The 15,056-nt window shown below is 65.9% G+C and carries 12 protein-coding genes and 1 pseudogene; 11 read left to right on the top strand and 2 right to left on the bottom strand.

Features of this window, described 5'->3' with window-relative positions:
* On the bottom strand, positions 1 to 204 hold a 204-nt coding region (locus tag A5775_RS13665; RefSeq protein WP_156660688.1), incomplete at its 3' end, for an SDR family NAD(P)-dependent oxidoreductase.
* 791 nt (positions 205 to 995) lie between these two features.
* Between A5775_RS13665 and A5775_RS13660 the strand changes: the two genes are divergently transcribed.
* The 3 genes from A5775_RS13660 (at position 996) to A5775_RS13650 (ending at position 3,078) form a co-directional block, all read left to right on the top strand.
* Positions 996 to 1,805 carry a SigB/SigF/SigG family RNA polymerase sigma factor gene (locus A5775_RS13660; RefSeq protein ID WP_067252983.1) on the top strand — a complete coding sequence of 270 codons (810 nt, stop codon included), beginning with the start codon at positions 996 to 998 and terminating at the stop codon, positions 1,803 to 1,805.
* A 111-nt stretch (positions 1,806 to 1,916) separates the two neighbouring features.
* Complete coding sequence (locus A5775_RS13655) at positions 1,917 to 2,555, top strand: hypothetical protein (RefSeq protein WP_067252981.1); 639 nt, start codon at positions 1,917 to 1,919, stop codon at positions 2,553 to 2,555.
* 31 nt (positions 2,556 to 2,586) lie between these two features.
* Positions 2,587 to 3,078: a DUF2231 domain-containing protein gene (locus tag A5775_RS13650; protein ID WP_067252979.1), complete on the top strand. Its 492-nt coding sequence runs from the start codon at positions 2,587 to 2,589 to the stop codon at positions 3,076 to 3,078.
* Positions 3,079 to 3,191: 113 nt separating this feature from the next.
* Here A5775_RS13650 and A5775_RS13645 read toward each other — a convergent pair whose 3' ends face one another.
* A complete protein-coding gene (locus tag A5775_RS13645; protein WP_067252977.1) occupies positions 3,192 to 4,295 on the bottom strand; it encodes a class I SAM-dependent methyltransferase in 1,104 nt (367 codons plus the stop codon).
* Positions 4,296 to 4,750: 455 nt separating this feature from the next.
* Between A5775_RS13645 and A5775_RS13640 the strand changes: the two genes are divergently transcribed.
* From A5775_RS13640 to A5775_RS13605, 8 genes and pseudogenes are all read left to right on the top strand, one after another.
* The gene (locus A5775_RS13640; RefSeq protein ID WP_067252975.1) at positions 4,751 to 5,473 is read left to right on the top strand and encodes a TetR family transcriptional regulator; all 723 of its coding nucleotides are present in this window, start codon (positions 4,751 to 4,753) and stop codon (positions 5,471 to 5,473) included.
* Positions 5,470 to 6,693 (top strand): cytochrome P450, encoded by a 1,224-nt coding sequence (locus A5775_RS13635; protein WP_067252973.1) that lies wholly within the window; start codon positions 5,470 to 5,472, stop codon positions 6,691 to 6,693. Before A5775_RS13640 ends, A5775_RS13635 begins: the two co-directional genes overlap by 4 nt.
* Complete coding sequence (locus tag A5775_RS13630; protein ID WP_067252970.1) at positions 6,687 to 7,634, top strand: SDR family oxidoreductase; 948 nt, start codon at positions 6,687 to 6,689, stop codon at positions 7,632 to 7,634. The genes A5775_RS13635 and A5775_RS13630 overlap by 7 nt, the downstream gene beginning before the upstream one ends.
* Positions 7,635 to 7,653: 19 nt before the next feature.
* Positions 7,654 to 11,184, top strand: coding sequence for a carboxylic acid reductase (gene car / locus A5775_RS13625; RefSeq protein WP_067252968.1), 3,531 nt, complete (start codon positions 7,654 to 7,656; stop codon positions 11,182 to 11,184).
* A gap of 19 nt (positions 11,185 to 11,203) precedes the next feature.
* Complete coding sequence (locus tag A5775_RS13620) at positions 11,204 to 12,376, top strand: amidohydrolase family protein (RefSeq protein ID WP_067252985.1); 1,173 nt, start codon at positions 11,204 to 11,206, stop codon at positions 12,374 to 12,376.
* Positions 12,373 to 13,608, top strand: coding sequence for a Xaa-Pro peptidase family protein (locus A5775_RS13615; protein ID WP_067252966.1), 1,236 nt, complete (start codon positions 12,373 to 12,375; stop codon positions 13,606 to 13,608). The genes A5775_RS13620 and A5775_RS13615 overlap by 4 nt, the downstream gene beginning before the upstream one ends.
* Positions 13,598 to 14,716 carry a Xaa-Pro peptidase family protein gene (locus tag A5775_RS13610; protein WP_067252964.1) on the top strand — a complete coding sequence of 373 codons (1,119 nt, stop codon included), beginning with the start codon at positions 13,598 to 13,600 and terminating at the stop codon, positions 14,714 to 14,716. The genes A5775_RS13615 and A5775_RS13610 overlap by 11 nt, the downstream gene beginning before the upstream one ends.
* Before the next feature lie 142 nt (positions 14,717 to 14,858).
* Positions 14,859 to 15,056, top strand: a pseudogene (locus tag A5775_RS13605) (hypothetical protein); the annotation flags it as partial.

The following is a 15,056-nucleotide window of genomic DNA, read 5'->3' as shown; positions in this document are numbered from 1 at the left end:
CGGCACCACCGCGGTGGCGCGCCCGCCCGCCCCGGTGATCGCGTCCACGGTGTCCTCCACGGCGTCCCCGTCACGCCCGTTGACGACCACACCGGCGCCCAGGTTGCCCAGCAATTCGGCGACCGCGCGTCCGATGCCGCGACTGCCGCCGGATACCGCCACGCCGTGCCCGTCGAGCAGGGCCCGTTCGCCGCTTCCGCTCATCGGACGCCCCGGCGAGGTCCGGCATCGTGGACCGCGTAAAGCATTGCGCGCGAATCGCTCTCACCGCCGGTGCACGGCATGCCGCTCGATTGGTTCGTGAACATCAGCCGAACGATACCGAACTGCGAACGCAAGCCGACCATCTTCGGGCCACGCGGCGGTGCGCGCGGCGGGGAAGCCGCCTGGGCCGCCACCCGCTGACGGCAACGGTCTGAGTACTCCCCTCGGCGGCACCGTCATGCGGGCCACGACCCGGGGTGGAGGGTGCGGATTTGGCCGCGATCCTGTTTGCCAGCGATGCAGTGTCCAGCGTCGTCGAACCGGAGGAGTTCACAACATCGCAGCTCCAAGTCGTGAAGCGAGCCGACGCGCAGGCGTCGCCGCGAGAATGGCGACTTGCTGACGCGTCGCTCGTGCCCGGCGGAAGCAGTTAGGTGACCGGGGCAACCCGAACCCGCAACCGATCGCGGGGTGATGAGATGGGGCGTATAGTCGCAACAGAAGTCCGTTTTTGGACCTGTCGCCGTTTAGCTCAAAGCGGCCAGTAAGCCCCACGGCTGCTGAGCTTGGTACTGGCTCCGGCGATCGAAAACCCGAGAGTCACATCCCCGTTGGTAAGCGCGTGTGGTGGGTAATCGACAAGTCCTGCGGATCAGGACGCAGTTCAGGCGACTGTGCGGATCTCCGCGATGCCTTTCTGCGTAGACTCAGGAAAGTGAGTCAGCAATGCAAACTTGTTCTCGCGCAGGTGTTTACACGACGTTACGAGTGAACACAAGGCGCGCCACCCGATGACGAATACGATTGCCCCAACCCGACCAGCGCCCGCCCCCGCCAGAAAATCCGACGATTCATACGACGACGTAGTCGAAATGTTCGTGGAGCTGAATCGGCTGCCGGCCGAATCGCACGAGTACGGCCGCCAGCGCGAACGCATCGTGGCCCGATGCCTGCCACTGGCCGACCACGTGGCCAGCCACTTCGCCCGCCGGGGCGAAGGACTCGACGACTTGATTCAGGTCGCGCGCCTGGGCTTGATGAACGCCATCAACCGATTCGACCCCGCGAAGGGCCCCAGCTTCATCGGGTTCGCCGTCCCCACCATGATGGGCGAGGTCCGGCGTTACTTTCGCGACTACAGCTGGGGGATGCGTGTCCCGCGGCGGTTACGTGAGCTGCACGTGCAGATCAGCAGGGCGACCGCAGATCTCGCCCAGCAGCTCGGGCGCGCACCCACGGCCGGCGAGCTGTCGCAGATGCTCGAGGTCCCGCGCGAGGAGATCATCGAATGCCTCGTCGCGGGCGACGCCTACCGGCTCGACTCCCTGGACGCGCCAATGGGCCCCGATAGTTCCGGAACGCCGCGCTCGGTGGCCGACTCGGTGGGCGACATCGATCCGCAGATCGAGCACATCACCAACCGGGAAGCGCTGCGTGTCCTGGTTGCCACCCTGCCGCCACGCGAACGCGATGTTCTGCGCATGAGGTTCTTCGAATCGATGACCCAGAGCCAGATCGCGGAGCGGATCGGGGTGTCGCAGATGCAGGTTTCGCGCATCCTGGCAAACACGCTGCGCTGCCTGCGCGACCAACTCGAGTAACCCTCAGCCCCCAGGACGCTCCGCGGCGGCCCTCGCCGCCGAGCAATGTACTGTGCGATTCGACGACGAAACCGAAGTTGTCGCCGGAAAGACCTGGAAGGGCTCGATGCGATGAGGATTTCACGAGGGCTGATTGCGGGTGTCGCCGCGACGACGGCGCTGGCGGTGTCGGTGGCCGGCTGCGGCAACAACAAGTCGCAACCGTCGACCTCGAAGACCGGGTCCGCCACTTCGTCAACCTCCGCCACCAGCAGCCCCGGCGCGGCGCCGCCGTCGTCGGGGGCGGCACCGGCGCAGCCCAATGAGTACGCGAGGTTGCTCATCCAGGCCGGCGACATCAACGCGCCGGTTCCGTTTACCGCCGCTCCCCCCACCGGCAATCCCAATGGGCAGCCCGGGGTGGCGACGACCTTCAAGGACGACGACGGCAGCCACGCAATCACGGTCACCATCGGTGTCTACGACGACCCCGATGCCGCGACGAACGCGTTGAACGCGGCCAAAGGACAACAGGGCGGCGCGATCAAAGACCCGACCACCCAACCGTCGAACGTCGGCAGCGGCGGAACGATGCTGATGGGCAACGCTCCCGACCGCAGTAAGGGTGTGGTGATCCTGCTCTTCACCGAGGGAAGGGCGCTTGCGACGCTGCAATTCGACGGGCCCACCGACACCCTGGCCCCGCCAGATTTCGTCAACGACGTCGGCCAGAAGCAAGATGCGGCCATCAAGAAGGGGCTCGGCGGCTAGGCCCTGCGCGGATCGCCAGCCGAGCGACGCCATGAACGTCATCAACGGGATGCCGGCTCACGCCGTATTGCTGCACTTCGTGTTAGTGCTCGTACCGCTGACCGCCCTGCTGGAGATCGTCTGTGGGCTGTGGCCGGCCGCCCGGCGTGGGCAACTGATGTGGCTCACGCTGATCCTGGCGGCGGTCACGGTGGCGTTGACGCCCATCACCATCGACGCCGGCGCGTGGCTCTACGACCGACAGGCCAACCCCAGCCCGATTCTGCGCGAACACGCCGCGCGGGGCGGCCTCATGACCTATTTCTCCGCCGCGCTACTGGTGGTTGCCATTCTGCTCATCGGACTCCGGGTGATCGAACGCCGATCCGATAAGCGCCGCGTGGTGATCCACGTACTCGTCGCGGTACTTGCGCTGGTGGTGGGAATCTCCTCGATGGTCCAGATCTACCGCGTCGGCGACGCGGGCGCCCGATCGGTCTGGGGCGCCGACGCAGCGCGCCTGACAACAATCCAGCCGGGCTAGCGACGCCGCGCCCTGGCCGTGGGGGCATGCCGGCAGCCGGTGCCGACGCCGTCGACGCAGGATGGGACCTCGCGAAAGCGCGTCATCCGCTCAACGTTCACGTGTTGTCGCGGTCAGCGCCGGCTTCGATCGAGGTTGCCCAACCCGGTGATCTCCACACTGACCGACTTCCGTTGTCCGGCTGCGCCGAGCATGAATCCGATGTCGGCTAGGGGGGCACCCAGCCAAAAGCGCCAAAACCGTTTGCGGAAAAATGACCAGGCGTAGCCGCCACCGCCGATCGTCCAATGCAAAGCAATGACGACGAGGTAGTACATCGCTCGTTTCCGGCGGGCGGTAACCATCTGCAGGTTCATTTCCCACGCCTCGAGGCCCCAGGCCCGGTACCGCCATTGCAGCTCGTACTTCTTCTGGAACTCGTAAAACGCCAGCATTTCGCCGTTGGTGACCAGATACTCGTCGAAGATGAGGATCGATCCCTCGACGAAGTGGTGCTTGCAGGTTTCTAGCGCATGCAGGCAACTCTCATACGTATCCAGATCCATGTGGAAAAGCGTGATGGGGGCAGCCGGCCGGTCGGCCAGGAATGGGGCCAACGTCTCGTAGGTGCTTCCCTTGATGAACTCCACCTTGCGGCCGAGCGCGTCGGGCACCCCGTCGTGCAGGTTCACGCCTGTATCGCGAATGAAACGTTGGGCCAACGGTTCTGCTAATGAAAATGTCCCACGCTTTATGACGGTCTGATCGTCGATTTGCCAATCCTCGACGAGCCCCGAAAAGGTGTCGAAGCCGTAGACCGTGCGGTCGCAGGCGTCGGATATAAGCCTTGTCGACCACCCGAGCCAGACGCCGAGATCAAGCAACAATTCTTCGGGATGATCGCGGCTCGGTGGCGCCAGGCGGGAGGCCTCCCACAGTAGTGTGTGGCCCGCTATCTTGCACCGACGCAACTCCGCAAGCGTGCGACGGATAAACGAGCGATATGCGTCGTCATAAACGCCGATATCCCGCGCATACAAATTTGGGATATAGCGATCGCGACCCTGATAAACGACGCGTGCACACAGGAGTGATAGCAGAATCAGGCCGATCGCGATAAGGAAAACCGGATTGAAGCAACATGCCACAAACACCGCGACCGCGACACCGATAAGAATCGCTTTCCATATGCGATGAAGCCTCGTCCAATCCACACTCCGCGTGTCGATCACGATCACCGGTTCGCCTCCAGACTCTAGGCCGGATTAGACATCCCCGGGCCGCACCTCGTCAAGCGGCGGATGCGTCGCGCCCATGCACCGTGTTCACACCTACGGCTCCTTGTGGTGTCAACATCCTTCTGGATGACCGCAGGGCTTTCCGCGATCGCAAGCGCATTGTGATGTCGTTACGCACAGAATTCCACAGGTCGGCTTCATAGTCTGACGAACGTCGAAGTCTGCCGGTCGGCTCCCCACCGCAGGTGATACCTAGCCGATCAAACTGGTTTCTAGGTTGCTGTGGAGGGTCGTTATTTTTCGCCGCTCAGTCGGGAATTCCGTCACCCAAATGTGAACCCATAGCGGCACACCGAATGGGAATTCGACGGCCCACCCCGCGCACCCGTGCTGACGCGCTCGCTTCCCCCACTCCCCGAAGATTAAATAAATTGCTTGATTTAACCCAGCGGCACGTGTTCACTGAGGCGATGACCGCCGCGCGGATCGTTCGCTCCGAAAGGTCGACGGGTACCCGCGAGGCGCTCCTGTCAGCCGCCGAAGTGTTGTTCGCCGAACGTGGGATGTATGCCGTGTCGAACCGGCAGATCAGCGATGCGGCCGGGCAAGGCAACAACGCGGCGGCCTGCTACCACTTCGGGACACGCGTCGACCTCCTCCGCGCGATCGAAGGCAAACATCGCGTGCCGATCGAGCAGCTGCGTGAGCAGATGCTGCGCGCCATCGGTGATTCGACCGAGCTACGGGACTGGGTGGGCGCGCTGGTGCGCCCGCTGACCGAACATCTGTCCGCGCTGGGCAGCCCGACCTGGTATGCGCGGTTCGCCGCCCAGGCCATGGCCGACCCCACGTACCGGCACGTGGTCACCAAGGACGCACTGGCCTCCCCACTACTGGTGCGCACGCTCGACGGCATCAACCGCTGCCTCCCCGAGCTACCCAAGCGGGTGCGTGCCGAACGAATGGTGATGGTGCGCAACCTGCTCATGCACACCTGCGCCGAACACGAAGGCGCACTGGCAGAGCACGGGCCACGGTCCCGTTCGGCCTGGCCTGTTGCCGGCGAAGGGCTGATCGACGCGATCGTCGGTCTGTGGCGTGCCCCCGTCCACGTGGGTGCGGCGGGCGACCAGCCATCACCGACGACCGCGCAACCCGACAACCGAGGAGCACGATGACCGCAGGATCCACCGCCACCGATGTCCCGGAGTTCCCGATGACCCGGGCGCCCGGCTGCCCGTTCGCCCCGCCTCCGAAGGTATTGGAGCTCAACGCCGATAAGCAGTTGAGCAGGGTGCGGATCTGGGACGACAGCACCCCCTGGCTCATCCACGGCTATGACGCGATCCGCGCGCTGTTCACCGATTCCCGCACCAGCGTCGACGACCGCCTGCCGGGTTATCCGCACTGGAACGAAGGCATGCTGGCCACGGTGCACAAGCGCCCGCGTTCGGTGTTCACCTCCGATGCCGAGGAGCACACCCGGTTTCGCCGGATGCTGTCGAAACCCTTCACCTTCAAGCGTGTTGAAGCGCTGCGCCCGGCGGTGCAGAAGATCACCGAAGATCACATCGATGCCCTGCTCGCCGGCCCGAAGCCCGGCGACGTCGTCAGTGCCCTCTCGCTGGCGGTCCCCTCCCTGGTGATCAGCGAACTACTGGGCGTGCCGTATGAGGACGCGGAATTCTTCCAGGCACATGCCCAGCGCGGTGTGAGCCGTTACGCGACGGAGGAGGACACCGCCCAGGGCGCGGCCGCGCTGGCGAAGTATCTGGCCAATCTGGTCCGGACGAAAATGCAAAGCCCGTCAGAGGATTTGGTGTCCGATCTCGCCGAGCGGGTCAACGCCGAAGAGCTCAGCGTGCGCGAGGCCGCGCAATTAGCCGTCGGTGTGCTGATCGCGGGCCATGAGACCACCGCGAACATGATCAGCCTGAGCATCGCGGCGCTGCTCGAGCATCCGGATCAGCGGGCGCTGCTGTGCGAGACCGACGATCCGAAGGTAATTGCCACCGCGGTCGAGGAGCTGATGCGGTACCTCAGCATCATCCAGACCGGCCAGCGGCGAATCGCCGTCGAGGACATCGAGATTGGCGGGGAGACGATCAAGGCCGGCGATGGCATCATCCTCGACGTCGCGCCCGCCAACTGGGATGCCCGCCAATTCCCCGACCCGGACCGCCTCGACCTGCGGCGGGACGAGGGACCGCACGTCGGGTTCGGCTACGGCCGCCACCAGTGCGTGGGGCAGCAACTCGCCCGCATGGAATTACAGATCGTCTTGCCCACCTTGCTGCGGCGCGTCCCGACACTGCGGCTCGCCGTGCCGGTGGAGGACCTGCCCTTCAAGCACGACGCGCTGGCCTACGGCCTCTACGAGCTTCCCGTGACATGGTGAAGCCCGATCTGACGCTCGACGTACCGGATCTGAGTGGCAGATTCGCCGTCGTCACCGGGGCCAACAGCGGGCTGGGGTTCGGTGCGGCGCAGCGGCTCACGGCCGCCGGCGCCGAGGTGGTGATGGCGGTCCGCGACCGGGCCAAGGGCGAGCGGGCGGTCGCCGAGATCCGCCGGGCGATACCGCACGCCAAACTCACCGTCAGGCAACTGGACCTGTCGTCGTTGGAAAGCGTGGCGGCGCTGGGTGAACAGCTCACCGCCGAAGGGCGCCCGATCGACGTCGTGATCAACAACGCGGGCGTCATGGCGCCACCACAACGGCAGCAGACCCGCGACGGCTTCGAATTGCAGTTCGGGACAAACCATTTGGGTCACTTTGCGTTGACCGGGCACCTGCTCTCGTTGCTGCGGGCCGCGGAATCCGCGCGTGTGGTGACCGTCAGCAGCCTCGCCGCGACCCAGGGCAATCTCGACTTCACCGACGTGAACGCGGAGCGCGGTTACAAACCCATGTACGCCTACGGGGTGGCCAAACTGGCCCAACTGATGTTCGCCGTCGAATTGGATCGGCGCAGCCGCCTTGGCGGATGGGGGCTGATGTCCAACGCCGCACATCCCGGACTGACGAAGACCAACCTGCTCAGCGGCGCCTCCTACGGCCGGAGCAAACCGACCGTGCAGGCCCGGTTCACCCGTCTGACGTGGCGGGCGCTGCCCTTCATGTGGCTCGACGTCGATGAAGGCATCAAGCCGACGCTGTATGCCGCGGTATCCCCGGATGCCCAGGGCGCCACGTATTACGGTCCGCGCGGCTTCTATGAAACAGTCAGGGGCGGGGTAACTTTCGCTCGCGTCCCCCGGTCGGCGCGCAGCGAGACCGACAGGACACAGCTGTGGCGGCTCTCCGAGCAGCTCACTGGTGTCGGCTATCCGGATTGACATCGGAAAGTGGTGATAGATGGCGTTCGTCGGTCGCAGTGACGTTAAAGATCCGGGTGCACAGCAGGACCAATGGGAACGCCTCGCGCGGCGGCGTGAGCGGTTGTACGCCGACGACGACCAGTTCCGGATCACCCGGCCCGACGACGAAATCGCCGCGGCCGCACGCGCACCGGGGCTGCGGATCGCCGAGGTGATGGCGACCGTCCTGCAGGGCTACGGCGGGCGGCCGGCACTCGCGCACCGCGCTCGCGAGGTCATCACCGATCCTCAATCCGGGCATTCGGCGCTGCACTTCTTGCCGCGGTTCGAGACCGTCACTTACGCGGATCTGTGGGCCCGCGTGCAGGCCTTGGCGGCCGATTGGCATCACCACGAACGGTTCCCGGTCCGTGCCGGAGACTTCGTGTGCGTGTTGGGGTTCGCCAGCATCGACTACACGGCCATCGAGTGCGCCTGCATCCACCTCGGTGCCGTGGTGGTGCCCTTGCAGACCAGCGCGCCGGCCGGCCAGCACGCCCCGATCCTCGCCGAAACCCAACCGCGCATCCTGGCCGTGGGAGTCGACAACCTCGCGACCGCGGTCGAGGCGGCTTTGGCGGGCACCCCGCCGGAGCGCTTGATCGTCTTCGACTACGAACCGCGCGACGACGACCAGCGCGCCGGCTTCGAGGCCGCACGGGCGCGACTGTCCGAAGCTGCCAGCCCGCTGACCCTCGAAACGATCGATACCCTCGCCACCCATGGCGCGGTCCTGCCACCCCCTCCCCTGCACGTAGCCGCGGCCGGCGAAGACCCGTTGGCCTGGGTGTTTTACACGTCGGGCAGCACCGGCACACCCAAGGGCGCGATGTTCACCGAAAGCCTGTGCATCGGCACCTGGCTCGCGCAGTCCGACCAGCCGGTCATCACCCTGAGCTACATGCCGATGAGCCACCTGATCGGCTACGGCTATGTCATCTTGACTTTGGCCAACGGGGGCACCAGCTATTTCGCCACCAGGAGCGATCTTTCGACGCTGTTCGAGGACCTGTCACTGGTGCGGCCCACTTCCATGAGCCTGGTGCCGCGCGTCTGCGAGATGTTCTATCACCACTACCAACGGGAGCTGGACCGCCACGTCATGGCCGGTGCTGACCCTGATACCGCCGGTGCGCAGATCACCACGGCTATCCGCGAGGAGATCCTGGGTGGCCGTGTGCTGGCGGTCGGTTGCGGCTCGGCCGCGTTGTCACCGGAAATCAAGGAGTTCATGGAAGAGGTGCTCGATCAGCACCTGTTGATCGGCTATTCGTCCACCGAGATCGCCGGTGGGATGATCGTGGCCGACGAGCATGTGCTGCGACCGCCCGTGATCGACTACAAACTTCTCGACGTTCCCGAGCTCGGCTATTTCAACACCGACAAGCCCTATCCGCGAGGGGAATTGGCGGTGAAGTCGGCCCGCTTCATGGCCGGCTACTACAACCGACCCGACCTGACCGCCACGATGTTCGACGAGGACGGCTACTACAAGACCGGCGACATCATGGCCGAGGTGGGCCCGGACCGGTTGCGCTACGTCGACCGCCGTAACAACGTCATCAAGCTCGCCCAGGGTGAGTTCGTGGCGGTCTCCCGCCTGGAGGCGCTGTATTCGACCAGCGCCCTGATCCATCAGATCTACATCTACGGCAACAGCGCCCGCTCGTTCCTGCTTGCCGTGGTCGTGCCGACCGACGGCAGCGCGGACGCGTCGGCGATCGCCCGGTCGCTGCGGCAGGTCGCCCGCGACAACCAGCTCAACGGCTATGAGCTCCCCCGCGACTTCCTCATCGAGACGGAACCGTTCAGCCTTGCCAACGGCTTGCTCTCCGGCGTCGGAAAGTTCTTGCGGCCCAAGCTCAAAGCGCGCTATGGAGACCGACTGGAGGAGCTGTACACGCGCATGGCCGACGACCAGCTCGGCCAACTCCGCGCGTTGCGGACCGGCGGCGCCGATCAGCCGGTGCTGGCGACCGTCACCCAAGCGGTGCAGGCGACCCTCGGAGTGCCCGCAGCCGACGTGTCCCCGGAGGCGCGGTTCATCGACCTGGGCGGCGATTCCCTGTCGGCGCTGACCTTTTCGACCCTGCTCGCAGACATCTACGGCATCGAAGTTCCCGTCGGCGTGGTGATCGACCCGACCGGGGACCTGCTCACCATCGCCGGTCACATCGAACGCCGGCGCGCCCCGGGTGCGGCTCGGCCCACGTACGCATCCGTGCACGAGACGGACACTACCGAGGTGCGCGCCGAAGACCTGAATCTCAGCAAGTTCATCGACGACGACATCGTGCAATCGGCAATGCTGCTGCCGCAGCCGACCGCCGAGGTTCGCACCGTTTTCCTCACCGGCGCAACCGGATTCCTCGGCAGGTTCCTCGCCATGGAATGGCTCGAGGGGCTCGCGCGTCTGGGCGGCACCCTGGTCTGCCTGACCCGGGGGGCCGATGCCGCGCAGGCCCGCCAGCGCATCGAGGCGGCGCTGGGCTCGGACTCCGCGCTGCTGGAACGCTTTCGAGCCCTGGCCGGCGATCATCTCGAAGTCGTCGCGGGTGACATCGGTGAGCCGGGGTTCGGGCTGGATGAGGTGACGTGGCGACGCCTGGCCGAGAAGGTCGATCTTGTGGTGCACCCGGCGGCCCACGTCAACCATGTGCTGCCCTACCGCCAGTTGTTCACGACCAACGTGGCGGGCACCGCCGAAGTCATCCGGCTGGCAATCACGGCCAGGCTCAAGCCGATTCACTACATCTCCACGATGGGGGTCAGCGCGGTCGCTCATCAACTCGTCGACGAAGACGCCGACATTCGTCGCTCGGTGCCCCGCTGCATCCTCGACGACGGTTACGCCAACGGCTACGGGATCAGCAAATGGGCCGGCGAGGTCCTGATGCGCGAGGCGAACGACCTGTGCGGGTTACCCATCGCGGTGTTCCGACCCGGCATGATCCTGGCCGACAGCCGCTACGCGGGACAGCTCAATGTGCCCGACATCTTCACCCGGTTGATGTTCAGCCTGGTCGCCACCGGTGTCGCCCCGCGGTCGTTCTACCTGCGTTCCGCCGATCGGGCGAGCGCCCGCCCCCATTACGAGGGCCTGCCGGTCGACTTCCTGGCCGGCGCGATCGCCGCGATCGGGCCGCGGCATGGCAGCGGCTTCGACACCTACAACACGACCAATCCGCACGACGACGCGATCTCGCTGGACACCTTCGTCGACTGGATCATCGCGGCCGGATATCCGGTCGAAAAGATCGACGACTACCCGACCTGGCTGACCCGGTTCGAGACGGCGATGCGCGCATTGCCCGAACGGCAGCGCGCCCAGTCTGTTCTTGGCGTCCTGGACGTCTACCGTGAACCCATGACCGCGGTAGCCGGGTCGCCGGTGCCCGGAGAGCGATTCCGGTCCGCAGTCCAACGCGCGGGTCGCACCATCCCCCATGTCTCGCAGCAATTGATCGAGAAGTACCTCGCCGACCTGGAACGGATCGGTGTGCTCTCCCGTGATTCAAAACGTCGGTGATCGCAATGAAGGGACGATGATGTCCGGCCCAGCCCCAACCCTCTACCCCGATGGTGTGATCGGCGCGCCCAAGGACCGCCGCGGCCACGCCGCGGAGTTCAGCACCGGCCTGCCGGTCGGCACCGAGGTCTTCTCCGCCGACAACCACATCTCGGTGGCCGACGACATCTTCTACGAACGCTTTCCCGACGAGTTGAAGGATCAGGCCCCCCGGATCTGGTATGAGGACGGCGCGTATCTGCTCGGCCAGCCCGGACAATCGATGGTGGTCGGCGACTTCAGCGCGGTGCTCATGCAGTACGACGATCTTGCCGGTGCGGCCACCAACAACGTCGAAGCCCGCGTTCGTGAGCTCGCCGAAGACGGCGTCGACAAGGAACTGGCGTTCCCGAATGCAGTGCTCGCGCTGTTCCACCATCCCGACCACGAGATCCGCGAGCGGATCTTTCGGGTCTACAACGAGCACATCGCCGAGGTTCAGGAACGCTCCGACGGGCATTGCTACGGAGTCGGTTTGATCAACTGGTGGGATCGTGCCGGCGCCCGCCGCACTCTCACCGAACTGAAGTCGCTGGGACTCACCACCTTTCTGATGCCGATCAGCCCGGGCAACGACCGCGACGGCCAGCCGATCGACTACTCCAGCACCGCGATGAGCGCGGTGTGGGACGAGATCGAAGATGCCGGACTGCCCGTCACGCACCACATCGGCGAGAGTCAGCCCAAGTTCCCCAGCGAGGTGAACAGCGTGGCGGTCGCCATGATGGTCAACATCGACTCATTCCGAGAGATGTTCTCCAAGTACATCTTCGGCGGCATCCTCGACCGGCATCCGCGGTTGCGGGTCGGCTGGTTCGAGGGTGGAATCGCCTGGGTGCCAACGGCGCTGCAAGACGCCGAGCACGTGCTGGCCTCCTATCGGCACATGTTGGCGCACCAGCCCGAGCGTGACGTCCGCGATTACTGGGACACGCACATGTGCGCCTCGTTCATGGTCGATCCCGTGGGCCTGCGGCAGATCAACGAGATCGGCATCGACAAGGTGATGTGGTCGTCGGACTACCCGCACAACGAAAGCACCTTCGGCTACTCGGAGAGGTCGCTGGCCGCGGTGGTCGACGCCGTCGGCCCAAAGGACGCCGCGCGTGTGGTAGGGGGGAACATCAAGCAGTTCCTGGGAATCTCAGCATGACGAACGCAGCGACTGCCATCGGCTCGGTGCTCGAGATCCCTGACGAGCCGGATGGGGCCCGCATGCGCGTGGAGACCGGCGCGCGGCTGCGGGCGGCGATGTCCGAACACGGTGTCGACGCGCTGATCCTGCTGCTGAATGGCTACGTCGGCTACGCGACGGGAGCCAGCTGGCCACTGTTGGACGCGGGGCTGTCGCACGTGGAGCGCCCTGTCGCGGTCGTGCTCGCCGATGACGTACATCCGCACCTGTTCATGCCGTTCCGCAGCGGAGCGTCCGCGGAAGTGCCGGTGCCCGACGACCACTTGCACGGCCCCGCCTACCTCGAATTCGACCACGGTGTCGAGGATTTCGCGCGGCGGCTGGCCGGGATCGTCCCGCCCGGTGCGCGCATCGCCGTCGACGAACTCACCGGGGCGATGCGGCGGGCGGCGCCCAAGCTATTCCCGGCGGGCCCGCCGACCGATGCGGCGATCGTGGTCGGCGCGGCGCAGTTGGTGAAGACCCGCGACGAATTGTCCTGTCTGCGCCGGGCGGCCCGCATCACCGAACAGGCGATCGTGGGCGTGCAGCACGCGCTGGTGCCGGGGGTCCGCCAGATCGATCTTTCGGCCACCTTCGTCCGTCGCGCGTTCGAGCTGGGCGCCACCACCAACATGCTGGAGGCGATCTGGCAGGTGATGCCGAGTTCCCGGGAAGCCGGCGTGTGGACGACACACGGGGATCTCGCGCTGCCGCTGCTGCCCACCGATCGTGAACTGGCCGCCGGCGATGTGTTGTGGACCGACATCAGCATCACCTACGCCGGATATTGTTCGGATTTCGGCCGAACCTGGGTCGTGGGCGAAGAGCCCACGCCACGGCAGCAGGACCAATTCCGGCAGTGGCGGGCCATCCTGGACGCGGTGCTGGCGGTGACCAAAGCCGGTGTGACGTCCGGTGATTTGGCACGCGCGGCGATCGCGGCCAACGGTGGGCGCAAACCGTGGCTGCCGCACTTCTATCTGGGGCACGGGATAGGCACCTATCCCGCCGAGGCGCCGATGATCGGAACGGATCTCGGTGCGGAGTTCGACGACAACTTCGTCTTTCCGCCCGGCATGGTTCTGGTCTTGGAACCCGTGGTGTGGGAGGACGGTACGGGAGGCTATCGCAGTGAGGAGATCGTGGTGATCACCGAAGACGGCTATGCGCCGATTACCGACTACCCCTATTCCCCCTATGGCGACTGAGGTTCTGCCCGACCCGGGTGCGCTGCGGTCCGGGCGGCGGGAACGGGCGCTGGCCCAGATGGACGAGCACGGTCTCGACATCCTGGTGCTCGGGCGGCAGGCCAACATTCGTTACGTCACGGGCGCGCCGCAGCTGTGGATCGCCGGCACACGACCGTTCGGCCCGATGTGTGTGCTGGTGCGCGCCAGCGGCGACATCTATCTCAACAGCACCGACGACGAGGGGGTCCCAGAGGAAATCGGTCACGATCACCTCTACGGGCTGGCGTGGAATCCGGTGACGCTCATCGACGTGCTGAAGAAGGTCGACGGCGCGGACTCGGCGCGACGGGTCGGAACCGACGCGATCACACCGACTTTCGCCGCGCTGCTGCCGGACGCGTTCCCCAACGCCGAACTCGTCGACGCCGAGCCGGCGCTGCGCGCGGCCCGGCGCATCAAGACCCCGGACGAAATCGCGGCGATGGATGCGCCCCTTCGCGTCGCCGAGCACGGACTCGCCACCGCCCTGGCCGAATTGGCGCCGGGAGTCTCGGAACGAACCCTGGCCGGCGTGATGATGGAGGCGATGGCCGCCGGCGGGGTGAGCACACCGGCCACGCAGGACGCCGCGTGGGTGACGTCGCGGGAACACCCGTGGCGCCGCGCCGATTCGGGCGAGGTGCAATCGGGCGACCTCGTCGCGTTCGCCGCGGGCGCCCTGGCGGATGGCTATGTCGCCGAGGTGGGCCGAACCTGGCCGGCCGGCAATGCGGTCAGCGGTGAGGCCCGGGAGCTCTTCGCGCGGTCGAACACGCTGTACGGCACGATGCTTGGCGCCTGCCGCCCCGGCGCACCCACCCGCGATCTGCTGGCCGCCTATGAGCGCGCCGGTGAGCCGATACCGCCGATGCCGATCGCGCACGGGCTGGGTCTGGGTTTCGACCCGCCCGTCGTGTCCGAAACACTCGCGGCCGCTGGCGAACACGACCAACTCGAGGCCGGCATGGTGTTGGCGATCACCGGCTACGTGTGGCGGCAGGGTGTCGGCGCGGTGTTCCGCCGCGACACCGTTCACATCACCGAGGACGGCGTCGACGTGCTGTCTGCCAGCCCGGCGTGGAGTTAGTTTAACGGCGGCGGGCGCTCCCCACCTCGCGCCGGCGCGATTACGGATATCGGAAACGCATACCGAAATCCCTTGTGTCACTGTGGTTTCAGTGGTCACAATGGGGAGGTTTTTGTCGGTGGGCCTTCGTAGGGTCTGGAGTATGGGTTCAAGCACGCGCGAGGAGATCGTCGAGGTCTTTGATGCGCTGGATGCCGACCTGGACCGCGTGTGCGCGTTGTCCTTTGAGGTGTTGACCACCCCGGAACGGTTGGGTGTGCTCAAGCGCCTCGAGCGCGTCGCGCGTCGGGTCCGCGTACCCGGGCACACCTTGATCAACGAACTACGCGCCCAGGCCACC

It is taken from the genome of Mycobacterium sp. 852002-10029_SCH5224772, assembly GCF_001667315.1.
Lineage (GTDB): Bacteria > Actinomycetota > Actinomycetes > Mycobacteriales > Mycobacteriaceae > Mycobacterium.
This window is presented reverse-complemented; position numbering and strand designations above follow the sequence as displayed.

Bases quoted from the DNA above. Each gene is read 5' to 3' on its own strand.
- A5775_RS13610 (WP_067252964.1), top strand. From the start codon at position 13,598: ATGGCGACTGAGGTTCTGCCCGACCCGGGTGCGCTGCGGTCCGGGCGG.
- A5775_RS13615 (WP_067252966.1), top strand. From the start codon at position 12,373: ATGACGAACGCAGCGACTGCCATCGGCTCGGTGCTCGAGATCCCTGAC.
- A5775_RS13635 (WP_067252973.1), top strand. From the start codon at position 5,470: ATGACCGCAGGATCCACCGCCACCGATGTCCCGGAGTTCCCGATGACC.
- A5775_RS13660 (WP_067252983.1), top strand. From the start codon at position 996: ATGACGAATACGATTGCCCCAACCCGACCAGCGCCCGCCCCCGCCAGA.
- A5775_RS13655 (WP_067252981.1), top strand. From the start codon at position 1,917: ATGAGGATTTCACGAGGGCTGATTGCGGGTGTCGCCGCGACGACGGCG.
- A5775_RS13650 (WP_067252979.1), top strand. From the start codon at position 2,587: ATGAACGTCATCAACGGGATGCCGGCTCACGCCGTATTGCTGCACTTC.
- A5775_RS13620 (WP_067252985.1), top strand. From the start codon at position 11,204: ATGTCCGGCCCAGCCCCAACCCTCTACCCCGATGGTGTGATCGGCGCG.
- car (WP_067252968.1), top strand. From the start codon at position 7,654: ATGGCGTTCGTCGGTCGCAGTGACGTTAAAGATCCGGGTGCACAGCAG.
- A5775_RS13630 (WP_067252970.1), top strand. From the start codon at position 6,687: ATGGTGAAGCCCGATCTGACGCTCGACGTACCGGATCTGAGTGGCAGA.